21 protein-coding genes and 1 pseudogene are annotated in these 17,905 nt (G+C 58.7%); 1 reads left to right on the forward strand and 21 read right to left on the reverse strand.

Annotated features, from left to right (window positions below):
- Both ACTU3N_RS15215 and fusA read right to left on the reverse strand, forming a co-directional pair.
- Positions 1 to 307, reverse strand: a pseudogene (locus ACTU3N_RS15215) (IS4 family transposase); the annotation flags it as partial.
- 123 nt (positions 308 to 430) lie between these two features.
- The gene (fusA, locus tag ACTU3N_RS15220) at positions 431 to 2,533 is read right to left on the reverse strand and encodes an elongation factor G (protein WP_443086959.1); all 2,103 of its coding nucleotides are present in this window, start codon (positions 2,531 to 2,533) and stop codon (positions 431 to 433) included.
- Between the two features lie 204 nt (positions 2,534 to 2,737).
- Here fusA and ACTU3N_RS15225 point away from each other — a divergent pair, with 204 nt between their 5' ends.
- Complete coding sequence (locus ACTU3N_RS15225; RefSeq protein ID WP_443086960.1) at positions 2,738 to 3,046, forward strand: ArsR/SmtB family transcription factor; 309 nt, start codon at positions 2,738 to 2,740, stop codon at positions 3,044 to 3,046.
- Positions 3,047 to 3,052: 6 nt separating this feature from the next.
- On the opposite strand, the gene ACTU3N_RS15230 is transcribed toward ACTU3N_RS15225, so the two are convergent.
- Genes ACTU3N_RS15230 through ACTU3N_RS15320 form a run of 19 tightly spaced genes read right to left on the reverse strand, consistent with a single transcriptional unit; the run spans position 3,053 to position 17,900 of the window.
- Complete coding sequence (locus ACTU3N_RS15230; protein ID WP_443086961.1) at positions 3,053 to 3,766, reverse strand: hypothetical protein; 714 nt, start codon at positions 3,764 to 3,766, stop codon at positions 3,053 to 3,055.
- A gap of 24 nt (positions 3,767 to 3,790) precedes the next feature.
- Positions 3,791 to 4,849, reverse strand: a complete 1,059-nt coding sequence (gene cobT, locus ACTU3N_RS15235) for a nicotinate-nucleotide--dimethylbenzimidazole phosphoribosyltransferase (protein ID WP_443086962.1) — start codon at positions 4,847 to 4,849, stop codon at positions 3,791 to 3,793.
- Between the two features lie 11 nt (positions 4,850 to 4,860).
- A complete protein-coding gene (gene cobS, locus ACTU3N_RS15240) occupies positions 4,861 to 5,601 on the reverse strand; it encodes an adenosylcobinamide-GDP ribazoletransferase (protein ID WP_443086963.1) in 741 nt (246 codons plus the stop codon).
- The gene (cobU, locus tag ACTU3N_RS15245) at positions 5,598 to 6,143 is read right to left on the reverse strand and encodes a bifunctional adenosylcobinamide kinase/adenosylcobinamide-phosphate guanylyltransferase (RefSeq protein ID WP_443086964.1); all 546 of its coding nucleotides are present in this window, start codon (positions 6,141 to 6,143) and stop codon (positions 5,598 to 5,600) included. Before cobU ends, cobS begins: the two co-directional genes overlap by 4 nt.
- A complete protein-coding gene (locus ACTU3N_RS15250; protein WP_443086965.1) occupies positions 6,137 to 7,660 on the reverse strand; it encodes a cobyric acid synthase in 1,524 nt (507 codons plus the stop codon). Before ACTU3N_RS15250 ends, cobU begins: the two co-directional genes overlap by 7 nt.
- Positions 7,660 to 8,472 (reverse strand): energy-coupling factor ABC transporter ATP-binding protein, encoded by an 813-nt coding sequence (locus ACTU3N_RS15255; protein ID WP_443086966.1) that lies wholly within the window; start codon positions 8,470 to 8,472, stop codon positions 7,660 to 7,662. The genes ACTU3N_RS15250 and ACTU3N_RS15255 overlap by 1 nt, the downstream gene beginning before the upstream one ends.
- 9 nt (positions 8,473 to 8,481) lie before the next feature.
- A complete protein-coding gene (locus ACTU3N_RS15260; RefSeq protein WP_443086967.1) occupies positions 8,482 to 9,165 on the reverse strand; it encodes an energy-coupling factor ABC transporter transmembrane protein in 684 nt (227 codons plus the stop codon).
- The gene (locus tag ACTU3N_RS15265; RefSeq protein WP_443086968.1) at positions 9,146 to 9,427 is read right to left on the reverse strand and encodes an energy-coupling factor ABC transporter substrate-binding protein; all 282 of its coding nucleotides are present in this window, start codon (positions 9,425 to 9,427) and stop codon (positions 9,146 to 9,148) included. The genes ACTU3N_RS15260 and ACTU3N_RS15265 overlap by 20 nt, the downstream gene beginning before the upstream one ends.
- The gene (gene cbiM, locus ACTU3N_RS15270) at positions 9,424 to 10,161 is read right to left on the reverse strand and encodes a cobalt ECF transporter S component CbiM (RefSeq protein ID WP_443086969.1); all 738 of its coding nucleotides are present in this window, start codon (positions 10,159 to 10,161) and stop codon (positions 9,424 to 9,426) included. Before cbiM ends, ACTU3N_RS15265 begins: the two co-directional genes overlap by 4 nt.
- Positions 10,158 to 10,868 (reverse strand): cobalt-factor II C(20)-methyltransferase, encoded by a 711-nt coding sequence (locus ACTU3N_RS15275; RefSeq protein WP_443086970.1) that lies wholly within the window; start codon positions 10,866 to 10,868, stop codon positions 10,158 to 10,160. Before ACTU3N_RS15275 ends, cbiM begins: the two co-directional genes overlap by 4 nt.
- A complete protein-coding gene (gene cbiK, locus ACTU3N_RS15280; RefSeq protein WP_443086971.1) occupies positions 10,865 to 11,659 on the reverse strand; it encodes a sirohydrochlorin cobaltochelatase in 795 nt (264 codons plus the stop codon). Before cbiK ends, ACTU3N_RS15275 begins: the two co-directional genes overlap by 4 nt.
- Positions 11,656 to 12,459 carry a cobalt-precorrin-6A reductase gene (locus tag ACTU3N_RS15285; protein ID WP_443086972.1) on the reverse strand — a complete coding sequence of 268 codons (804 nt, stop codon included), beginning with the start codon at positions 12,457 to 12,459 and terminating at the stop codon, positions 11,656 to 11,658. The genes cbiK and ACTU3N_RS15285 overlap by 4 nt, the downstream gene beginning before the upstream one ends.
- A complete protein-coding gene (locus ACTU3N_RS15290) occupies positions 12,456 to 13,181 on the reverse strand; it encodes a precorrin-3B C(17)-methyltransferase (RefSeq protein WP_443086973.1) in 726 nt (241 codons plus the stop codon). The genes ACTU3N_RS15285 and ACTU3N_RS15290 overlap by 4 nt, the downstream gene beginning before the upstream one ends.
- Complete coding sequence (gene cbiG, locus ACTU3N_RS15295; protein WP_443086974.1) at positions 13,175 to 14,236, reverse strand: cobalt-precorrin 5A hydrolase; 1,062 nt, start codon at positions 14,234 to 14,236, stop codon at positions 13,175 to 13,177. Before cbiG ends, ACTU3N_RS15290 begins: the two co-directional genes overlap by 7 nt.
- Positions 14,217 to 14,972 (reverse strand): cobalt-precorrin-4 methyltransferase, encoded by a 756-nt coding sequence (locus ACTU3N_RS15300; RefSeq protein ID WP_443086988.1) that lies wholly within the window; start codon positions 14,970 to 14,972, stop codon positions 14,217 to 14,219. The genes cbiG and ACTU3N_RS15300 overlap by 20 nt, the downstream gene beginning before the upstream one ends.
- A 1-nt stretch (position 14,973) precedes the next feature.
- Positions 14,974 to 15,504 carry a decarboxylating cobalt-precorrin-6B (C(15))-methyltransferase gene (locus ACTU3N_RS15305; protein WP_443086975.1) on the reverse strand — a complete coding sequence of 177 codons (531 nt, stop codon included), beginning with the start codon at positions 15,502 to 15,504 and terminating at the stop codon, positions 14,974 to 14,976.
- 28 nt (positions 15,505 to 15,532) lie between these two features.
- The gene (gene cbiE / locus ACTU3N_RS15310; protein ID WP_443086976.1) at positions 15,533 to 16,138 is read right to left on the reverse strand and encodes a precorrin-6y C5,15-methyltransferase (decarboxylating) subunit CbiE; all 606 of its coding nucleotides are present in this window, start codon (positions 16,136 to 16,138) and stop codon (positions 15,533 to 15,535) included.
- Positions 16,132 to 17,271 (reverse strand): cobalt-precorrin-5B (C(1))-methyltransferase CbiD, encoded by a 1,140-nt coding sequence (gene cbiD / locus ACTU3N_RS15315; RefSeq protein ID WP_443086977.1) that lies wholly within the window; start codon positions 17,269 to 17,271, stop codon positions 16,132 to 16,134. The genes cbiE and cbiD overlap by 7 nt, the downstream gene beginning before the upstream one ends.
- A complete protein-coding gene (locus tag ACTU3N_RS15320) occupies positions 17,268 to 17,900 on the reverse strand; it encodes a cobalt-precorrin-8 methylmutase (protein ID WP_443086989.1) in 633 nt (210 codons plus the stop codon). Before ACTU3N_RS15320 ends, cbiD begins: the two co-directional genes overlap by 4 nt.
- Between the last annotated feature and the right edge of the window lie 5 nt (positions 17,901 to 17,905).

Below are 17,905 nucleotides of genomic sequence, written 5' to 3' on the forward strand. Positions count from 1 at the left end.
ATGGATATCCGCTCCAGTCAACAGCGAGGACACACAGGGATAGCTGACTTGTCAGCATGGTAATAATATTTCTGAAAATCAGCGGGATATCGCGATGAAGAGCGTCATTACCGAGCAGGCGATCAACACGCTTGATTTTATTTTTAACCTGAGCAGAGCCGGGTAAATAACGACCGATGCTGGTCAGTGTCAGTGATGCGCCATTGATTAAGGCAACAGTGGCATCCAGCAGGGCATTTTGTCGGTATTTGTGAAACGGAGATAAAGCATCGCGGAAAAATTTCTGACATGCTCGGTAAGCAGGCATAGAGGTGATCTCCCTGAATTGGTCGCACAATCAGTAGATCACAAAACTCTATGCCTGTCTTTTTTTACCCGCTCATTACTGCGGATCCCTCAGCGCCGCAGCGGGGTCTGGTTAAGATAAAAATTACCCTTTTGCCCGACGGGCAATGATTTCATCGGCCACATTACGCGGGGCTTCTGCGTAATGATGAAACTCCATACTGTACGTCGCGCGCCCCTGCGACATCGAACGCAGCGTGGTGGAGTATCCAAACATTTCCGCCAGCGGCACATCGGCGCGAATAACCTGGCTACCAATGCGCTCTTCCATACCCTGCACCATACCGCGCCGCGACGAGAGATCGCCCATAATATTACCGGCGTACTCTTCCGGGGTTTCGACTTCCACATGCATCACCGGCTCTAAAATCACCGGGTCTGCTTTACGCGCCCCCTCTTTGAAGCCAAAAATAGCCGCCATGCGGAAAGCCATTTCCGATGAGTCCACATCATGATAAGAACCAAACGTTAGCGTCGCTTTCACATCAACTACCGGGTAACCCGCCAGCACGCCGCTGTTCATTGCTTCGCGAATGCCTTTTTCCACCGAAGGAATATACTCACGCGGGACCACGCCGCCTTTGGTCGCATCTTCAAAGATAAAACCTGTGCCCAGCTCTTGCGGTGTAAGGGTCAGCACCACATGACCGTACTGCCCTTTACCACCGGACTGGCGCACAAACTTCCCTTCAATATCACTGACGGTTTTACGCAGCGTTTCTCGGTAGGTGACCTGTGGTCGGCCGATATTCGCCTCCACGCCGAACTCACGTTTCATACGATCGACGATAATTTCCAGGTGCAGTTCACCCATCCCGGAAATGATCGTCTGCCCGGACTCCTCGTCAGTATGCAGACGAAACGAGGGATCTTCAGACGCCAGCCGTTGTAAAGCGATGCCCATTTTTTCCTGATCCGCTTTGGTTTTTGGCTCGATCGCCAGCGAAATCACCGGCTCCGGGAACTCCATCCGCTCAAGCGTAATTACTGCATCCGGGCTGCTTAACGTATCGCCCGTGGTGACATCCTTCAGCCCCACGCAGGCCGCGATATCGCCCGCCCGCAGCTCGTCCACATCGTGACGATCGTTGGCATGCATCTGGACAATACGCCCGATACGCTCTTTTTTGCCTTTCACCGGGTTATAAACCGCGTCACCTTTTTTCAGCACGCCGGAATAGACGCGGATAAAGGTAAGCTGGCCCACATACGGGTCGGTCATCAACTTGAACGCCAGCGCCGAGAACGGTTCGTCGTCGTTTGCATGACGCTCTGCCGGTTGCCCTTTTTCATCAATACCCTGAATCGCCGGAATATCCAGCGGCGAAGGCATCAGTTCGACCACCGCATCCAGCATGCGCTGCACGCCTTTATTTTTAAAAGCGCTGCCGCACAGCATCGGCTGGATTTCTCCGGCAATCGTGCGCGCACGCAGCCCGGCGATGATTTCGGCTTCGTCAAGCGAACCGGTTTCCAGGTATTTATCCATCAGCGCATCGTTGGCTTCCGCTGCGGCAGAAACCATTTTTTCGCGCCACTCCAGCGCTGTGGACTGGAGGTCGTCCGGCACCGGCCCATAGGTAAATGCCATGCCTTGCGTGCTGTCATCCCAGAGGATTTCGCGCATTTTTATCAGATCAACCACACCCGTGAAGTGCTCTTCTGCGCCAATCGGGATAACAATCGGCACCGGATTCGCTTTCAGGCGGTCAATCATCATCTGCACCACGCGGAAAAAATCCGCACCCGGACGGTCCATTTTGTTGACGAAAGCCAGGCGCGGTACGTGATATTTATTCGCCTGACGCCACACGGTTTCCGATTGTGGCTGCACGCCGCCAACCGAGTCATAGACCATCACCGCGCCATCCAGTACGCGCATGGAACGCTCCACCTCAATGGTGAAATCCACATGCCCTGGGGTATCGATAATGTTGATACGGTGCGGCGCAAAACCTCTGTCCATACCCGGCCAGAAACAACTTACCGCTGCGGAGGTAATGGTTATTCCGCGCTCCTGCTCCTGCGCCATCCAGTCGGTGGTTGCCGCGCCATCGTGTACTTCACCCAGTTTGTGGCTCATTCCGGTGTAAAACAGGATGCGCTCAGTGGTGGTGGTTTTACCGGCATCGATATGCGCGGAGATACCGATGTTGCGATAACGTTCGAGGGGGATGGGTCGGGGCATAATGCGTCCTTAGTCATTTGACTGTCAGTGCGCGGCCAGGATTAGCCGCTGTTGAGTTAACGGCCTCAATGATAGTACAACTGTACGAGTATATTCGAACTATTTTCGCTATGATTACGATTGGTCGCTTTAAGAAAACAGTTTACGTATAGTACCGGCTGGCTGTCGCTACGGGCCGCCAGTTACCGCCGATACAGGAGTATTATGATCGCGAACCACCCTGAACGTGAGCAATTTCGCCTCGAAAATGTCTTATTTGCACTTGGTAATCCTTTGCGCCTGGCGATAATCGACACGCTGGCTGACGGTAAGGAATTGAGTTGTAACGCCCTGCGACCGCAGGATGTCGCAAAATCCACCATGACGCATCACTGGCGCGTCCTGCGCGATAGCGGCGTTATCTGGCAGCGTCCCCAGGGGCGGGAAAATATGATTTCGCTACGCAGAGAAGATTTGGATAGCCGTTTTCCCGGCTTGCTGGATACGCTGCTTCAGGTCATGCACAGGCAGTAACGGCTCTCAGCCGCCGCCGGTCCACAGCACATCGTCCTCAACAAGAGACGCCAGCTCGCCAGAGACGCACAAGTAGCCTGCCAGCGAAAAGCAGTATGTCTCGGCAAGCGACGTCGGCGAATGCGCGGCGCTGTTGAGATGCTCTACCGCAAAATCACCGCCTGCGATAAACGCATCCAGCACAAATTGCGAGCAAAAGGTGCGCTTGCTTTTGCGTGGCGGCCGCGCTTTCAAAGGCGAGTAGCGCCAATGCATTTTGCACAGCTCATAAAACTCAAGCCAGGGAGATAACAGCGCGCCGGGCAGTGAATACGGCGTCCGGGCCTGGATATGCTTTTCACAAAAGCGCAGCACATCATTTTGCAACGTGGGGTTTCGCGAAATGCCCGGACTGCGCGTCACGGCAACGTAAGCATAACGCCGGGTAAACTCCGCCAGCGTGCAGGCCTGCACGCCTTTTGTCGTGGCTTCTGCAACCAGACCATCACCCAGATAAATCGCTGCGTGGACATAGTGACCGGACGATCCGTAGGCTATCATGCGCCAGGAAAAAGAGCGCTTATCCCCCCGGCAAAAGAGCACATCGGCCGCCTGAAGCGTTGATGCGTTCAGCAGCTGCGGCGGCAGGTCATCAAGCTTAATGCCCCGGTAGCGTTTATCGGCCAGCCGTTTCATGGTATCCAGCGGGCGCAAAAAATACGCCAGTCTTGATTTTTTCACGCGTGCTCCCGCATACGCTCAGGTTTAACGGCTCTGCGGCAGCACAATATTACTCTGCGCCAGCGTGCCCATTTGTTGCCAGATAGCGCAGGCGGCATCCACCAGCTGCATCCCCAGCGCCGCCCCGCTCCCCTCGCCTAAACGCATCCCCATATTCAGATACGGCTCCAGCTCCAGGTGCGTGAGCGCAATACGCGCGCCTTTTTCCGCAGAAAGATGGGAAGGAATGAGATAGGGTTTGACCGCTGGGGCGATGCGGCAAGCCGCCAGCGCCGACGCGTAAGACAAAAAGCCATCCAGCACCACCGGTAGCCCGCAGGACGCAGCGCCAAGCATGATGCCTGTCATACCCAGCAAATCATAGCCGCCCACTTTCGCCAGCACCTCCAGCCCGTCGGCCGCGTTGGGCTGGTTTCGCGCAATCGCGGTGCGTACCACCTGCGCTTTGTGCCCCAGCAGCGATTCCGGCAGATTCGCGCCGAGTCCCACGACCGCTTCCGGCGCTTCGCCGGTCAGCACGCTAACAATCGCCGCCGCCGGTGTGGTATTCGCCATTCCCAGCTCGCCAACGCCAAAGAGCGTGACCCCTTGCTCTGCCAGCGCACGCGCATAATCAATGGTTTTTTGCAGTAATACCTGCGCATCGTCCATGCTCATCGCCGGGCCACGGGCGATGTTTTCACTGCCGCGGGCGAGTTTCATATTCACCAGCCCTGCGACAGGCTCTGCATCAATACCGACATCCAGCACGTGCACGCGCGCGCCAGCCTGCGCTGCCAGAACACAGACGCCGGTATTCCCCCGCAGCATATTCCCCGCCTGAATGGCCGTGACTTCTCGCGGCGAAACCGCCACACCTTCGTGCCAGACCCCGTGATCGGCACAGAGCACAATCAGCGCTTTTTCACCGACCTGCGGTGTCCCGTTAAGACCAGGCATTCCCGCCAGCTGTACCGCCAGCGACTCCAGGCGCCCGAGGCTGCCGACAGGTTTTATCAAACCATCAAGATGGTGTTGCGCCCGCGCCATCGCCGCCGCATCAGGTGCGGGGATGGCTGCCAGTTGTGCTGCTAATGTCTGCATTGTGTTTCTCTTTATAACAGCGCCAGAAGAAAGAAAACTTCGCCCAGTTCAATTGCCGCGCCCAGCGTGTCGCCTGTTTGCCCGCCGAGGGTGCGTTTGAGCAGCTGACCGAGCACAAAGACGCACGCAACCGTTACCAGCAGCGCGATAAACCCGGCCATACCCAGCAAGCCGGTTGCCGCCAGTAAGCTTATCAGTAGCGTGACCAGCGTATCTCTCCCGGACACTTTACCGATAAACAGGTTGCCCAGCCCCTCGTCGCGCGCATAGCGGTGCCTGAACATCAGCAGCACCGAACAGCCGCGCCCGGCAGCACAGGCCGCCGCCAGAGATGCAATCATCGGCGCGCCCCGCAACTGGAGTTCACTGAGCACAAGGATCTTCGCGGCCAGCACAAATACCAGCGCCAGGCCGCCGTGGGTTCCCAGGCGACTGTCACGCATAATCTCCAGCATCCGCTCACGACGCCGGGCGGAGAAGATGCCATCACAGGTATCGGCCAGGCCATCGAGGTGGAAACCGCCGGTGAGTAATGCCAGCGCCAGCACGGCAAAGAGCGCCGCCAGCGGCGTGCCGCACCAGGGCAACAACAGAACAAACACCCCGCCGCTCAACGCGCCGAGCAGCACGCCAACCAGCGGAAAGGTCACAATACCGCGGACATAATCCGCCGCATCCAGCCCGTGCATCCAGCGCTCCGGCACAGGAATACGGCTAATAAAAGAGAGCGTTGCGAGAAACAGTGCGATCATTTGATTTTGACTCCAATCCCTGACACCACCAGCCAGACGCTATCCGCCGCCTGTGCCAGCTGTTGATTCACCCGCCCGGCAATATCACGAAAGTGCCGGGCCAGGCGGTTTTCCGGCACAATCCCCATACCTGTTTCATTCGTCACCAGCACCACCGGCGCAGGGCACGCGGCACACGCGGCCAGTAGCTTATCCACCTCCTGCTGCACCTGCGCTTCCAGTTGGGCATAATCCCAGTGCTCAGGCTCCTGTCCTTCGCCCCAGGCGAACAGCCAGTTGGTGACAAGCGTGGTGATACATTCAAGCAACACCGCTTCCTCAGGGTCATTATTCGCGGTGATGATTTCATCCAGCCCCTGCCAGCGCTCCTCGGTGCGCCAGTGCGCCGGGCGATGCGCGCGGTGGTGCGAAATACGCGCCGCCATCTCGTCATCCAGAACCTGCGAGGTCGCGATATAAAGCACGCGCTTTGCGTCCGTGAGCAGGGTTTCGGCATGGCGGCTTTTACCGCTGCGCGCGCCGCCGGTGACGAGGGTTAACATACTGGCTCCTGATGTTGCTGCATAATTTGATAGATACGCTCTATATCCAGATGCTGGCGCATGGCGTCGGCAAGCAGATCAAACTGCTGTGCTTTATAGCGGGCATAATTCAGCGCGCTATCCAGCGCCGGTAAGCCTTTGCGCTGGCGCAAACTGTTAATCAGCGCACGGGTAAACTCATCATTATCAAATAACCCATGCAAATAGGTGCCGAACACCAGACCATCATCACTGATAGCGCCTTCCGCTACCCGGCCCCCGGCCTTGTGTAACCACAGCGGCGGCGCGGCGTCCCCCTGCAATGTGGTTTCACCCATATGGATTTCGTAACCGTGCAAGGTAAGCCCGCCGCAGGCCGCCAGCCAGCCGGGCAGCGTATCCGCAAAGCTCGCCGTCACCTGCGTGGTGGTTTTGGTGTGAGCAAAACGAGTTTGCGTATCAAGCAGACCAAGCCCCGGCAACTGCCCCAGCCCGGATTCTACTTCGTCGATTAGCGTCTCGCCGAGCATCTGATAACCGCCGCAGATACCAAATACCGGCACGCCCGCGCGATGCGCTTTCAGCACCGCGTTTGCCAGACCGCTTTCGCGCAGCCAGCACAAATCCGCGAGCGTGTTTTTACTCCCCGGCAGGATTAGCAAGTCGGCGCCCTCTAATTGCGCCACGCTACGCACATAGCGCACGTGCACATCAGGTTGTGCGGCAAGCGCGTTAAAATCGGTAAAATTTGCAATATGTGGGAGCTGCACCACGGCGATGGTTATCTCCCGCTCGCCGGTACGCAGAGGGTGAACGCGCTGCAACGCGACGCCGTCTTCCTCTTCCAGATCCACCTCCAGCCACGGCATCACACCCACCACCGGCACGCCGGTTAGCGCTTCAATCTGCCGGATACCGGGGGTCAGCAGCGCCACGTCGCCGCGAAACTTATTGATTATCACGCCTTTCACCCGCCAGCGTTCGTGTGCCTGCAATAGCGCCAGCGTGCCGTAGATAGCGGCAAACACGCCGCCGCGATCGATATCCGCAACCAGCAGCACCGGGCAGGTAGCCATTTCCGCCATGCCCATATTGACGATATCCCTGTCCCGCAGGTTAATTTCCGCCGGGCTGCCCGCACCTTCGAGCACCAGCACGTCATACTCCTGCGCCAGACTTTGCCAGGCCTGGCGTACGTGCTCGCGCAGGCGCGGTTTGTAGTCGTGATAATGCACGGCGTCCATATCCGTTGCCACTTTGCCCATCAGCACCACCTGCGCTTTGCGATCGCTGGTGGGTTTAAGCAGTATCGGGTTCATCCGCACATCTGGCGTAATACCTGCCGCTTGCGCCTGAAAAATCTGCGCACGCCCCATCTCGTGACCCGCTGGCGTGATGCCGGAATTGAGCGCCATATTCTGTGATTTAAAGGGCGCGACGCGTAAACCATCCTGGTGAAAAATACGGCACAGCCCGGCAACCAGCACACTTTTGCCCACGTCTGAGGCGGTCCCCTGCAGCATAATCGCCTGCGTCATTACGCCTCCTTAACCGGCAGCGCCCGCATTCGGGCAAAAAATTCGTCTTCGCTTTTACACAGCGGCCACCCCAGCTCGCTGTGCAGTTTCATCAGCCACGGCTGCGCAAGCCCGGCCTCATCGAGTAACGCTTTGTGGGCGAATACCGCGGTCAGCTCGCCACTGCTCAGCACTTCACCGTGGCGCAGCACATGCACCACGTCACAGACTTCATATATTAAATCAATGTCATGGCTGGATATCACCACATGATTACCCTGGGCGACAATGCGTGCAATCAGTTTTATCATTTGCGCCCGCCCGCCAGGATCAAGACCTGCGGTAGGCTCATCGAGCAGCAGGTATTGCGCCTGCATCACCAGAGCACCTGCGAGCGCAACGCGTTTTTTCTGCCCGTGGCTGAGGCACTGAATCGGTTGATGGCGAAAGGCCTGCGCATCGACGAGCGTTAGCGCATCATCAACGCGCCGCGCGATTTCTGCCTCTGCCACACCGAGATTGCGCAGGCTAAAAGCGATATCACTGTCGATATCGGTATAAAAAATTTGCTGATCGGGGTCCTGAAATACTGTGGCAACCTGCTGGCGTAGCGCCAGCAAACCGCGCTTGCTGTAGTCCAGCGCTTTTCCCTGCCATAACACCGCGCCCTGCTGCGGGCGCAGTATCCCGCTGAGATGCATAAACAGGGTCGATTTGCCGCAGCCGTTAGCCCCCACCAGCCCGGTAACCGGCTGGCGGGAAAAATCCAGCGTCACCGCTTTCAGCACCGGCGTTTGCTGGTAACTGAACCACAGCCCCTCGGTGGCGAGCATCCCCTCTCCTTACAGGTGAAAATCACCCTGGTACAATTTAATATCAAGCGTGACAGCCATCGCTTTATAGCGCAGCAGCACGCGGGTAAATAACAGCCCAACCAGCATAGAGAGCGAGCGGTAACTTAGCGGCAGGCTGCGATAGCCAAACCGCAACGTCTGCGCCCGGTGAATGGCTGCCGCCTCATCGAGCAGAATAAAGATAAAACGCCAGGTCAGCAGGATCTGCTCCGTCAGCAGGCGCGGGACGCGCCCGCGTTTAAGCAGGATGATAAGCTGCACAAAAGGCAGGTTAAGCATCAGCCAGAGGGTCGCGGCAAGCGACGCGAGACTGCGCCAGAGCGTGGCATTTGCCGTTGCCAGCCCCTCAGGCGTAACGCCCAGCCACACGCCGCAGAGCGGTATCCCGGCGACTAAGTGCCGGGGTTCGCGGGTAAGACTAAAAAGAATAGTCACCACACCGCAGAGCAAAAAACCCATCGGCAGCGCCATAAAACGCAGCCAGCGACCCGGCGAAATACGCAGCAACCAGCAGGTAAAAAGCGCCAGCGCTAACAGCAACGCAGCCTGCCCGGCGGGCGGTAAAACGCAGGCCAGCACCATCATCACCAGCCAGAGCGCACATTTACGCTCAGGCGCGACCGAGTACCAGCGGCTCTGATAACTGAGTCGGTCAAGGCCGTTGGCTATCACGCTGCCTGCCTTTCATATAGCCAAGAATATAAAAAATGACCGACGCGCCCAGTGAACCTTGCAGGGTAAACAGCAGGCTTTCGATTTCGCCGCTTGCCGGTTCATATAAGGGTTGAAACCAGGGTTCGTACTGCGGAGCAAGCGCCTGGATCTGGCTTTCAGCCTCGCCATCGGCACCGCCATATTCACCGCCGTGATTAATAAAAAACGGCAGGATCACCAGCGCCACCACCATCGCCAACAACAGCACAGTTTTTTTCATCGCACGTCTCCGGTGGTGATCAGCTGGCGTTTCGTGAGCTGGTCATAAATCATGACCGTCAATAATCCTTCGGCCACAGCAATCGGGATCTGCGTCAGGCAGAAGATACCCATAAATTTGCTCAATGAGCCGACGACACCGCTTTGCGGGTCCGGAAAAGCGATGCCCAACTGCACAGACGTGACAAAATAGGTGACGAGATCCGCCAGCATCGCACACAAAAACACGGCAATATCACGGCGAAAACCGGCGCGACAGGCGAGCTTCCACACAGCAAAACCCACCACCGGGCCAATGACCGCCATCGATATGCCGTTGGCGCCAAGCGTGGTTAAACCGCCGTGCGCCAGCAATAGCGCCTGGAACAACAGCACGATAGCACCCAGAATGGCAACGACGCCGGGGCCAAACAAGATAACCGCCAGACCCACGCCGGTCGGGTGCGAGCAGCTACCGGTCACGGAAGGCATTTTCAGCGCTGACAGCACAAAAATAAACGCGCCGCAGAGCGCCAGCAGCACTTTCTGGTGGCTATCCTGCGCGACAATCCGCCGCAGGCACACCAGCCCGTACCCCAGGCAGGGCAGAAACAGCAGCCACCAGGCCAGCGCCCAGACCGGCGGTAAAAAACCTTCCATAATATGCATGGCAAAGGCATCCTGCGGCACCAGCATCAGCAACACTGCCGCCGCCAGGCCGCTCAATGAGAGCCGTTTAAGTTGTTCTTCGTTCATTGCCTCTCCCACTTTTTATTGACCAGGATGGTCGAAAAATAGGGCAACGCCTGCGTGTCGCTGACCTCATCAAGCTGGCGCCAGCACTGCTCGCCCGCGAGCGTGGCATCTGCCATCAACAGCGCGTGCTCAACAAGCCCGGCCTCTGCCAGCAGCGCCTTGATAAGGGCAAAACGACCGTAGACTTTCATCAATACCAGGCTGTCATGCTGCAACAACGCCTGGCGGATTTCTGCTTGCGGCGCAGTGCAGGAGATAACCGCCAGCGACTGTTTTTCCATCGCCAGCGGTACCTGCGTGCGTGCGGCAATGGCGGCAAACGACGTCACGCCGGGGATAATCTCCAGCCACGGCGCTTGCCCCAGGCGTTGCAGTAAAAACACCCAGGTGCTGAATAACATCGCATCGCCAAGCGTAATAAAACCCACCTGCTTGCCAGCCTGAACGTCGCGCTTGAGCGCCAGGGCGACCTCATCCCACACCGCTTCTTTTTCCGCGCTGTCGGCGCTCATGGGGAAGTGGCAGCAGCACACCTGGGTCTGCGCACCGAGATACTCGCGCACAATCGACAACGCCAGGCTGTCGCCGCCTTTGCGCCCGGTCGGGGCGTAGAGCACATCCAGCGTGGCGAGAACGCGCGCGGCGCGCACGGTGAGTAAATCAGCCGCGCCCGGCCCGGTACTGATGGCATACAATTTACCCGTCATGCCACCGCTTCCTTTTCGTCAACTAATGCCTGGTGCAGATGGGCAACGAACATCGCCCGCACCTGCGCGTTTTCCCCCAGGCCCTGCAACCAGGGCGTAGCGTCGATTCCCGCGCGTTTGAACCGGGTCTTCCAGGAGTCGTCATCATCCGAAGCCATATCGTTAATCGCGTGATCGCCCGCAACCAGCATCAGCGGCATCAGGTGCACCGCATTCACGTTTTCCTGGCGCAACGTCTCAATCACCCTGTCGATTTCCGGGTAACTTTCCACCGCGCCGACCCGCGCCGGAAAGTGGCTGGCGACCATCATATGATCAAGGCATGCGTAGGCGGCAAAGGCATGATGCGTGGTGCCGTGGCCCATAAACACCACCCGCTCCGTGCGGGCAACGGCGGGCATCTGCGCACGTAGCGCCTGCATCAGCGCCTGATAATCATCGTGACGGCTTAGCAGCGGCGCGCCTATCACCAGCCGTTTAAACAGCGGGCGCAGTGTGTTGACCTCGCGAACAATTTTTTCATACTCGTCGCCATTGATAATATGCAGCGACTGAATAGCCACATCCTCATAGCCCTGACGGGCCAGTTTTTGCAGCGCCTGCAAAGGTGTGTCGATATGCACGTTGTCGCGCTGTTGCAGCTTGCGAATGATCATGCCGGAGGTCCAGGCACGAAACAGCGTGCGATCCGGGCAGCTGGCCGCCAGTTCACGCTCGCAGGCGGTGATATTTTTCTCGCAGGTGTCGTGATAACTGGTACCAAAGCTCACCACCAGAAGGGCCTTTTTCATGCTGTTCTCCTCACGGCCTCTTCTGCCAGCCAGCGCTGTAACCGCTCGGCAAAGGCTTCCAGGCTTTCAAGTAACTCTTCGCCTGTCACCACGGGACAGGGGCGGGCAATAACGATGCAGGGAATGCCGGCTTCAAGCGCGGGCTGCACTTTTTCCATGTATCCGCCCTGCGCGCCGGAGGCTTTCGTCACCACAACTTCGATCTGGTATTGCTGGTAACATGCGCGGTTAAACTGCGCGCTGAATGGCCCGCACAGGGCAATAATTTCTCCCACGCCAAACCCCAGCGCCGTACACTGCTCAATGACTTCAGCAACCGGCAGCACCCGCGCCAGCAGCGTTTTACCCGTAAGCCCGGCGCGCCAGCGTGCCAAATCTTTGCTGCCGGTCGTCAGTAAAATACGCTCACCCAGACCGCGTGCTTTAACACAGGCCTCTTCGAGGCTCGCTACATAAAAGAGCAGCGGATGAGTCAGCTCCGGCTGCTGCTGCGGGCGCTGGTAGCGGCTTAGCAACACCCGGGCTTCATCACACGCCTGGGCGATGTTACGACTGACCTCCACGGCATAGGGGTGCGATGCATCAATCACCCAGCGGGTCTGGTTGCGCCTGAGCCAGCGCACCATATCCGCCGTTTCCAGCCGCCCGCAGCGCACCTGGCCGCGTATCCCGCCAGCCAGCTGTTGCCCGGTAGGGGTGGCGACCGACAGGGTGTACTGCACGCCTTTTGCGTCGAGCTGCTGGCAAATCTGGCGCGCATCGCTGGTTCCGCCGATGACCAGCACCGCTTTCGCATTCATACGGCGTATCCTCGCGGGGTGATCATCAGCCCGTCTTTGATATAGGTCGCGCGGTTACCGACAATCACCAGGCTTGTCATGTCCACCGGCGTGAAATCCATCTCGCCAAGCGTGGTCAGCCATTTTTCTTCTTTCTTGCGCCCGGCGGATTTCACCACGCCGACCGGTGTGTCGGCACTTTTGCTCGCCGCCAGCAGCCGGAACGCGTGCGCCAGATGCCCTTCGCGCCCGCGGCTGCGCGGGTTATAGAAACAGATAACAAAATCCGCCTCCCCGGCTGCGATGATGCGTTTTTCGATAACCGGCCAGGGAGTGAGCAAATCGCTGAGGCTGATATGGCAAAAATCATGCATCAGCGGCGCGCCCAGCAGTGCGGCGGCAGCGATACTGGCGGTCATGCCGGGCACCAGGCGAACCTCCACATCCCGTTGCTGCTTACTGACCAGCTCAAGCACCAGCCCGGCCATGCCATAAATTCCGGCATCGCCGCTGCTCACCAGCGCCACGTTGTGCCCGGACTGCGCCAGCTCAATCGCCGCCTGGCAGCGTTCTATCTCCTTACACATCCCGGTCTTGATCACCTGTTTATCAGCGGTGAAGGCTTTAACGAGGTGAGTGTAGGTTTTGTATCCCACGACGATATCCGCAGCCTTAAGTGCTTCAACCGCTTCCAGGGTCATCATGGCCTGAGCGCCAGGGCCTATGCCGATTACGGTTAACATCTGTGTGCGACTCCTAAAGTGATGGTTACGCCCTGTTCGCGAAAGGTTTCGCCAACGAGTTGCCCCTGGCTCATCAACCATGCAGCGGGGCCGGAAACACTGCCAACGCCCGTGGTTTGCCGGACAAATTCCGAGGCGGCAAAGTGGTGCTCATGCTGGCGCAACATCTCCGGCGTAAAGAGCGTGAAAGGCACATTGAGACGTTGCGCCAGTTGTTGTAAGCCTGCTTCGTCGTGCTTAAGGGTCAGGCTGCCGATGGCACGCAGTGCCAGCGGGTCGAACCCATTTGCCTGAAGCTGTTGATGCAAAAGCTGTGATAAGCGTGCAAAAGAGGTGTCCCGGCGACAACCGATCCCCGCCACAACCCGCCGGGGGACGAGCTTAAACAGTGGCAGCGCAAACTCCGGCAGCGCGCAGCGGGTGGTAATGCAGACCAGCGCATCCAGCGCGGGCAGCTGCGAGAGGTTTTCCACGCTCGTAAACCCGCGCGTGTCGCAGCAGGCCAGTTCATCGCGCCAGGGCGCGTCGCACCAAAGACCGACACGCTTACCGCTTACCAGCAACTGGTTGATGGTTTTTACCGCCTGGCGAAAATCCGCCATCTGCGCGTCAAGTTGCAACGCCAGCATATCCAGCGCCGCCAGTTCGTTAACATCGGTCGCCGTGGTGATAACCGGCGTGGCTCCGAGCACTCCCGCCAGCTGGCGGGCCAGCGCATTGCCCCCGCCGCAATGCCCGGACAGCAGGCTGATAACATGCTGACCACGCTCATCGATAACGATAACGGCCGGATCGTGAAACTTGTCATTGACCAGCGGGGCCAGCACACGCACAGCAATACCCGCCGCACCGATAAACACCACGGCAGAGAAATCAGTAAATGCCTCGCGCAGCGCCGTGGCGAACCCGCCGTTAAACGTCTGAAAGCCTGCTTTTTGCAGACGGGCGCTGGTAAAACAGGTGACTGGCACCGCTGCTTGCAGTCGCTCTGCCAGCGCCACACCGCCCGGCGTCAGGCAAAACAGGGCTATCGACTCAGGCTTTGCGGTATTCATGGCCGAAGTCCGCCGCGTAGAGTCGCGAGTAGTGATATTCGTCGCCCAGAAACGCGCCGACCAGAATCAGCGCCGTCTTGCGAATACCGGCAGCGCGCACCTTCCCGGCGATATCCTCCAGCGTGCCGCGCACCGTCTGGCTCTCCGGCCAGGTCGCTTTATAGATAACCGCCACCGGCGTGCCCGGCGGGTAGCCGCCTTCAACCAGGCGCTCTGCAACCCGCTGAATACGCTGGACGGAAAGGTAAATAACCATCGACGTCTGGTGGCGGGCGAACGACTCCAGCTGTTCGCGTGGCGGCACCGGCGTGCGCCCTTCCAGGCGGGTGATTATCAGACTTTGTGAAACTTCCGGGACGGTGTACTCCACTCCCAGCTCTGCCGCCGCGCCGAGAAACGCGCTGACGCCAGGCACCACCTGCCAGGCAATGCCGCGCCGGGTCAGTTCCTCGCCCTGTTCACGCACCGAACCATACAGCGACACATCGCCGGTTTGCAGGCGCACCACGGTTTTTCCGGCCTTCACACCGTTCTCCATCAGCGCGATTATCTCGCCCAGGTGCAGCCCGGCGCTGTCGTGGCACTCCGCCTGTGGCGGGCAATAGGTCAGAAGTTCAGTGTTGATAAGCGACCCGGCGTAGATGACCACCTGCGCCCGTTGTAACAACCGGTAGCCTTTCAGGGTGATAAGCTCCGTATCGCCCGGCCCTGCGCCAACAAACCAGACAGAAGGTATTTCAGACATGGTGCGATTCCTTTTCGCAGGCAATTAAAAAGACAGGATTTTGCGCTTTAAAATAGTGCCCCTGCCCGAGTGCTGTAAGGGTGGAGGCCTGAAGTTGCTGGCAGTCCAGCCCGGTCACCTTGCAGGTGGCAAGATGCGTCAGCGCGCTGTTGAGGTTTTCCTGCAAAATAAAAGTTATAACCAGCCGCCCGCCGGGGGTAAGCTGCGCCAGCGACCAGTCAATAAGTTGCGAAAGATGGCCGCCACTGCCGCCGATAAACACCGCATCGGCCGGTTGCTCAACAACCAGCGGCGCAACGCCAAAGACACGCTCGATGCGTGGGCAGCCAAACCGCCGGCAATTTTCCTCAAGCAGGCCAAGCGCCGCCGGGTTGCGCTCGATTGCCGTGACCTGTAGCTGCGGGTGGGCAAGTGCCGCCTCAATCGCTACGCTGCCGGTGCCTGCGCCAACATCAATCAAATGCTTTGCTCTGTGCAAAGCCAGTTTCGACAATGCCAGCGCCCGTACGGCTTCTTTCGTCATCGGGACCTTCTCGCCCCGCAAAAACAGCTCATCTTTCATGCAGGATAACCACCACATTCATTGCGTATTGCGCCGAAACATCGGCAGGACGAAGCCGGTGAATGCGCTCGCTGTCCATACCAAGATTTTCGCCAATCACCAGCCAGCATGCGTGGACACCCCGCGCAAGCAGCGCCTTAGCAATGGCTTTTGGCCCACAGTGCGCGTCGGTCACCATCGCGACTTTGGGCATTCGCGCCAGGGTATCAAAATCCACGGCGCGGCCATGGCTGCTGGTCAGCCAGATATCGTTCATATCAATTCCACAACGCGCGCAGAGATATTGCACCGCGCTGATGCCGGGAATGATGTGCAGCTGTTCGATGCCAAAATGCGCCACCAGCCGCGTGCCAATGCCGTAGAACAGCGGGTCGCCGGATGCCAGCACCACCACTTGCCGCCCGCGCTGGCGCTCAAGCCACGCCAGCAGACCGGCAATGTCGGCATCCAGCACCCGCGCCTCACCGGCGAAGTCAGGGAACTGTGCCAGGTGGCGCTTGCTGCCCACCAGCACCTCGGCCTGTGCAACGGCTGCCTGCGCCTGGGGCGTCATCAGCGCGAGGTTGCCCGGCCCCATCCCGGCGACGGTCAACATTGCAGCGCCGCCGTGATCGCTGCGACGGGGCGATTTGAGCCTAATACTTTGTTATCAAAAGAGAACATGATGGCATCGCATTGTGGTGGCGTGTGGGTGAAGCGCAGCATCTCTTCGATGCGCAGGCAGATCCGCTGCGCCAGGTGCGGAAAAAGGTGGCTGAACCCTGCGGCCTCTATGTGCTCTGCCGCCGCCTCGGTGGTGTCGCACTCGCTCACCGCCAGCAGCAGCGCATACGGCGCGCCAAGCAGCGCCAGGTGGGCCACCAGCGTTTCCATGCGGGCATCGGCGATATGGCTGTGGGTATGAAAAATACCGGCGGCGATTTTGATAAGCTTGCCAGGGTGGCCGACCAGCACAATTTGCCGGAAACCCAGCCGCACAGCCTCTTCAATCATGTAGCCAACAAAGTTACTCATCGTCACCACCTGCTCGCCACAACAGCCCAGTTGCTCGCGCACAAAACGCTCCCCGTGATTGCCCGGCACGAGGATCACCCGCTCCAGCCCATTGGCCCGTTTTTGTTCAAGCTCCAGCGCCAGCGAGCGCTTCCAGCTCTCTTCCGACATCGGCGTGACAATACCGGTGGTGCCAAGAATGGAGATACCGCCCTGGATACCGAGCCTGCCGTTATAGGTTTTTTTGGCCCGCGCTTCGCCTTCCGGCGCAAAAATCTCCACCTGCGCGCCGCGCGTCGGGCCTATCACTTCACGCACGGCGGCCTCGATAGTCTGGCGTGGCGTGCGGTTGATGGCCGCTTCGCCTGGCGCAAGGCCAATCCCTTTACGCGTAACGGTGCCAATTCCCGGCCCGCCATGCAGCATAATCGCGCCATCATCGGTGAGCGTCACCCTGGCAAAAATCAGCATCCCGTGCGTGGCATCCACGTCATCGCCGCCATCTTTACGAATGGCGGCCACGCCCTGCATACCTTCAATATGCGGGTTTTCTACGTTCAGGCGCAGCGTCACTCCCGAAGGCGTGACAATCGATACCTGGTGAATAAGGTGCTGGCGCAGCACCATCAGCGCCGCCACTTTCGCCGCTGCGGTCGCGCAAGAGCCAGTGGTGTAGCCTTTACGCAGCGCTTTTCCGTGATGCCATACCGGGTCGTCGAACGCCTGCTCGCTCATTGCGCCTCCCGCATGTGGTAGAGCAGCGCATTGATAATGGCCGCCGCCACGTTGCTGCCGCCTTTACGCCCGCGCGCCGCAATGCCAGGTAGCGTGCTTTTTATCAGCGCCTCTTTGGACTCCGCCGCGCCGACAAACCCCACCGGAACGCCCACCACACCGCTGATTGTTACGTTGTGCTCCAGCAGGCGAAATAGCGCCGTTGGCGCGTTGCCGAACACAAAGAGTTTCTCGCCCTCTTCCGTTAGCGCCAGGTCAACGGCGGCCATTGAGCGAGTGATGCCTTCGGTTTTTGCTTTCCTGACCACGCGTGGGTCGGCGATATAACAGCGCGCCTCGCCGCCAAATTGCGCCAGCAAGGTTTTATTGATCCCCGACAGCGCCATCGTGGTGTCGGTGTACAGCGTGCAGCCGCGCCGGATTGCCGCGCAAAGCGCTGGCAGGACGTTGTCGGAAAACCACAAAATATCGAGCCAGTCGAAATCCGCCGTTGTATGAATCACCCGCTTGATGACTGCGGCATGCAGCGGGCCTGCAAAGTGAAAACCGGGCCGGGTTGCCTGGATTTCTTCCTCAATGATGTGAAAACTTTTGGCTTCAATGGCCGCAGGTTGCTGCATATAACGCATCATGT

Source organism: Vagococcus sp. WN89Y, assembly GCF_052220145.1.
Classification (GTDB): Bacteria; Pseudomonadota; Gammaproteobacteria; order Enterobacterales; family Enterobacteriaceae; genus Kosakonia.

Coding starts and splice junctions, on each gene's coding strand:
- fusA (WP_443086959.1), bottom strand. CDS start 2,533: ATGCCCCGACCCATCCCCCTCGAACGTTATCGCAACATCGGTATCTCC.
- ACTU3N_RS15225 (WP_443086960.1), top strand. CDS start 2,738: ATGATCGCGAACCACCCTGAACGTGAGCAATTTCGCCTCGAAAATGTC.
- cobT (WP_443086962.1), bottom strand. CDS start 4,849: ATGCAGACATTAGCAGCACAACTGGCAGCCATCCCCGCACCTGATGCG.
- cobS (WP_443086963.1), bottom strand. CDS start 5,601: ATGATCGCACTGTTTCTCGCAACGCTCTCTTTTATTAGCCGTATTCCT.
- cobU (WP_443086964.1), bottom strand. CDS start 6,143: ATGTTAACCCTCGTCACCGGCGGCGCGCGCAGCGGTAAAAGCCGCCAT.
- ACTU3N_RS15250 (WP_443086965.1), bottom strand. CDS start 7,660: ATGACGCAGGCGATTATGCTGCAGGGGACCGCCTCAGACGTGGGCAAA.
- ACTU3N_RS15255 (WP_443086966.1), bottom strand. CDS start 8,472: ATGCTCGCCACCGAGGGGCTGTGGTTCAGTTACCAGCAAACGCCGGTG.
- ACTU3N_RS15265 (WP_443086968.1), bottom strand. CDS start 9,427: ATGAAAAAAACTGTGCTGTTGTTGGCGATGGTGGTGGCGCTGGTGATC.
- cbiM (WP_443086969.1), bottom strand. CDS start 10,161: ATGAACGAAGAACAACTTAAACGGCTCTCATTGAGCGGCCTGGCGGCG.
- ACTU3N_RS15275 (WP_443086970.1), bottom strand. CDS start 10,868: ATGACGGGTAAATTGTATGCCATCAGTACCGGGCCGGGCGCGGCTGAT.
- cbiK (WP_443086971.1), bottom strand. CDS start 11,659: ATGAAAAAGGCCCTTCTGGTGGTGAGCTTTGGTACCAGTTATCACGAC.
- ACTU3N_RS15285 (WP_443086972.1), bottom strand. CDS start 12,459: ATGAATGCGAAAGCGGTGCTGGTCATCGGCGGAACCAGCGATGCGCGC.
- ACTU3N_RS15290 (WP_443086973.1), bottom strand. CDS start 13,181: ATGTTAACCGTAATCGGCATAGGCCCTGGCGCTCAGGCCATGATGACC.
- cbiG (WP_443086974.1), bottom strand. CDS start 14,236: ATGAATACCGCAAAGCCTGAGTCGATAGCCCTGTTTTGCCTGACGCCG.
- ACTU3N_RS15305 (WP_443086975.1), bottom strand. CDS start 15,504: ATGACGAAAGAAGCCGTACGGGCGCTGGCATTGTCGAAACTGGCTTTG.
- cbiE (WP_443086976.1), bottom strand. CDS start 16,138: ATGTTGACCGTCGCCGGGATGGGGCCGGGCAACCTCGCGCTGATGACG.
- cbiD (WP_443086977.1), bottom strand. CDS start 17,271: ATGAGCGAGCAGGCGTTCGACGACCCGGTATGGCATCACGGAAAAGCG.
- ACTU3N_RS15320 (WP_443086989.1), bottom strand. CDS start 17,900: ATGCGTTATATGCAGCAACCTGCGGCCATTGAAGCCAAAAGTTTTCAC.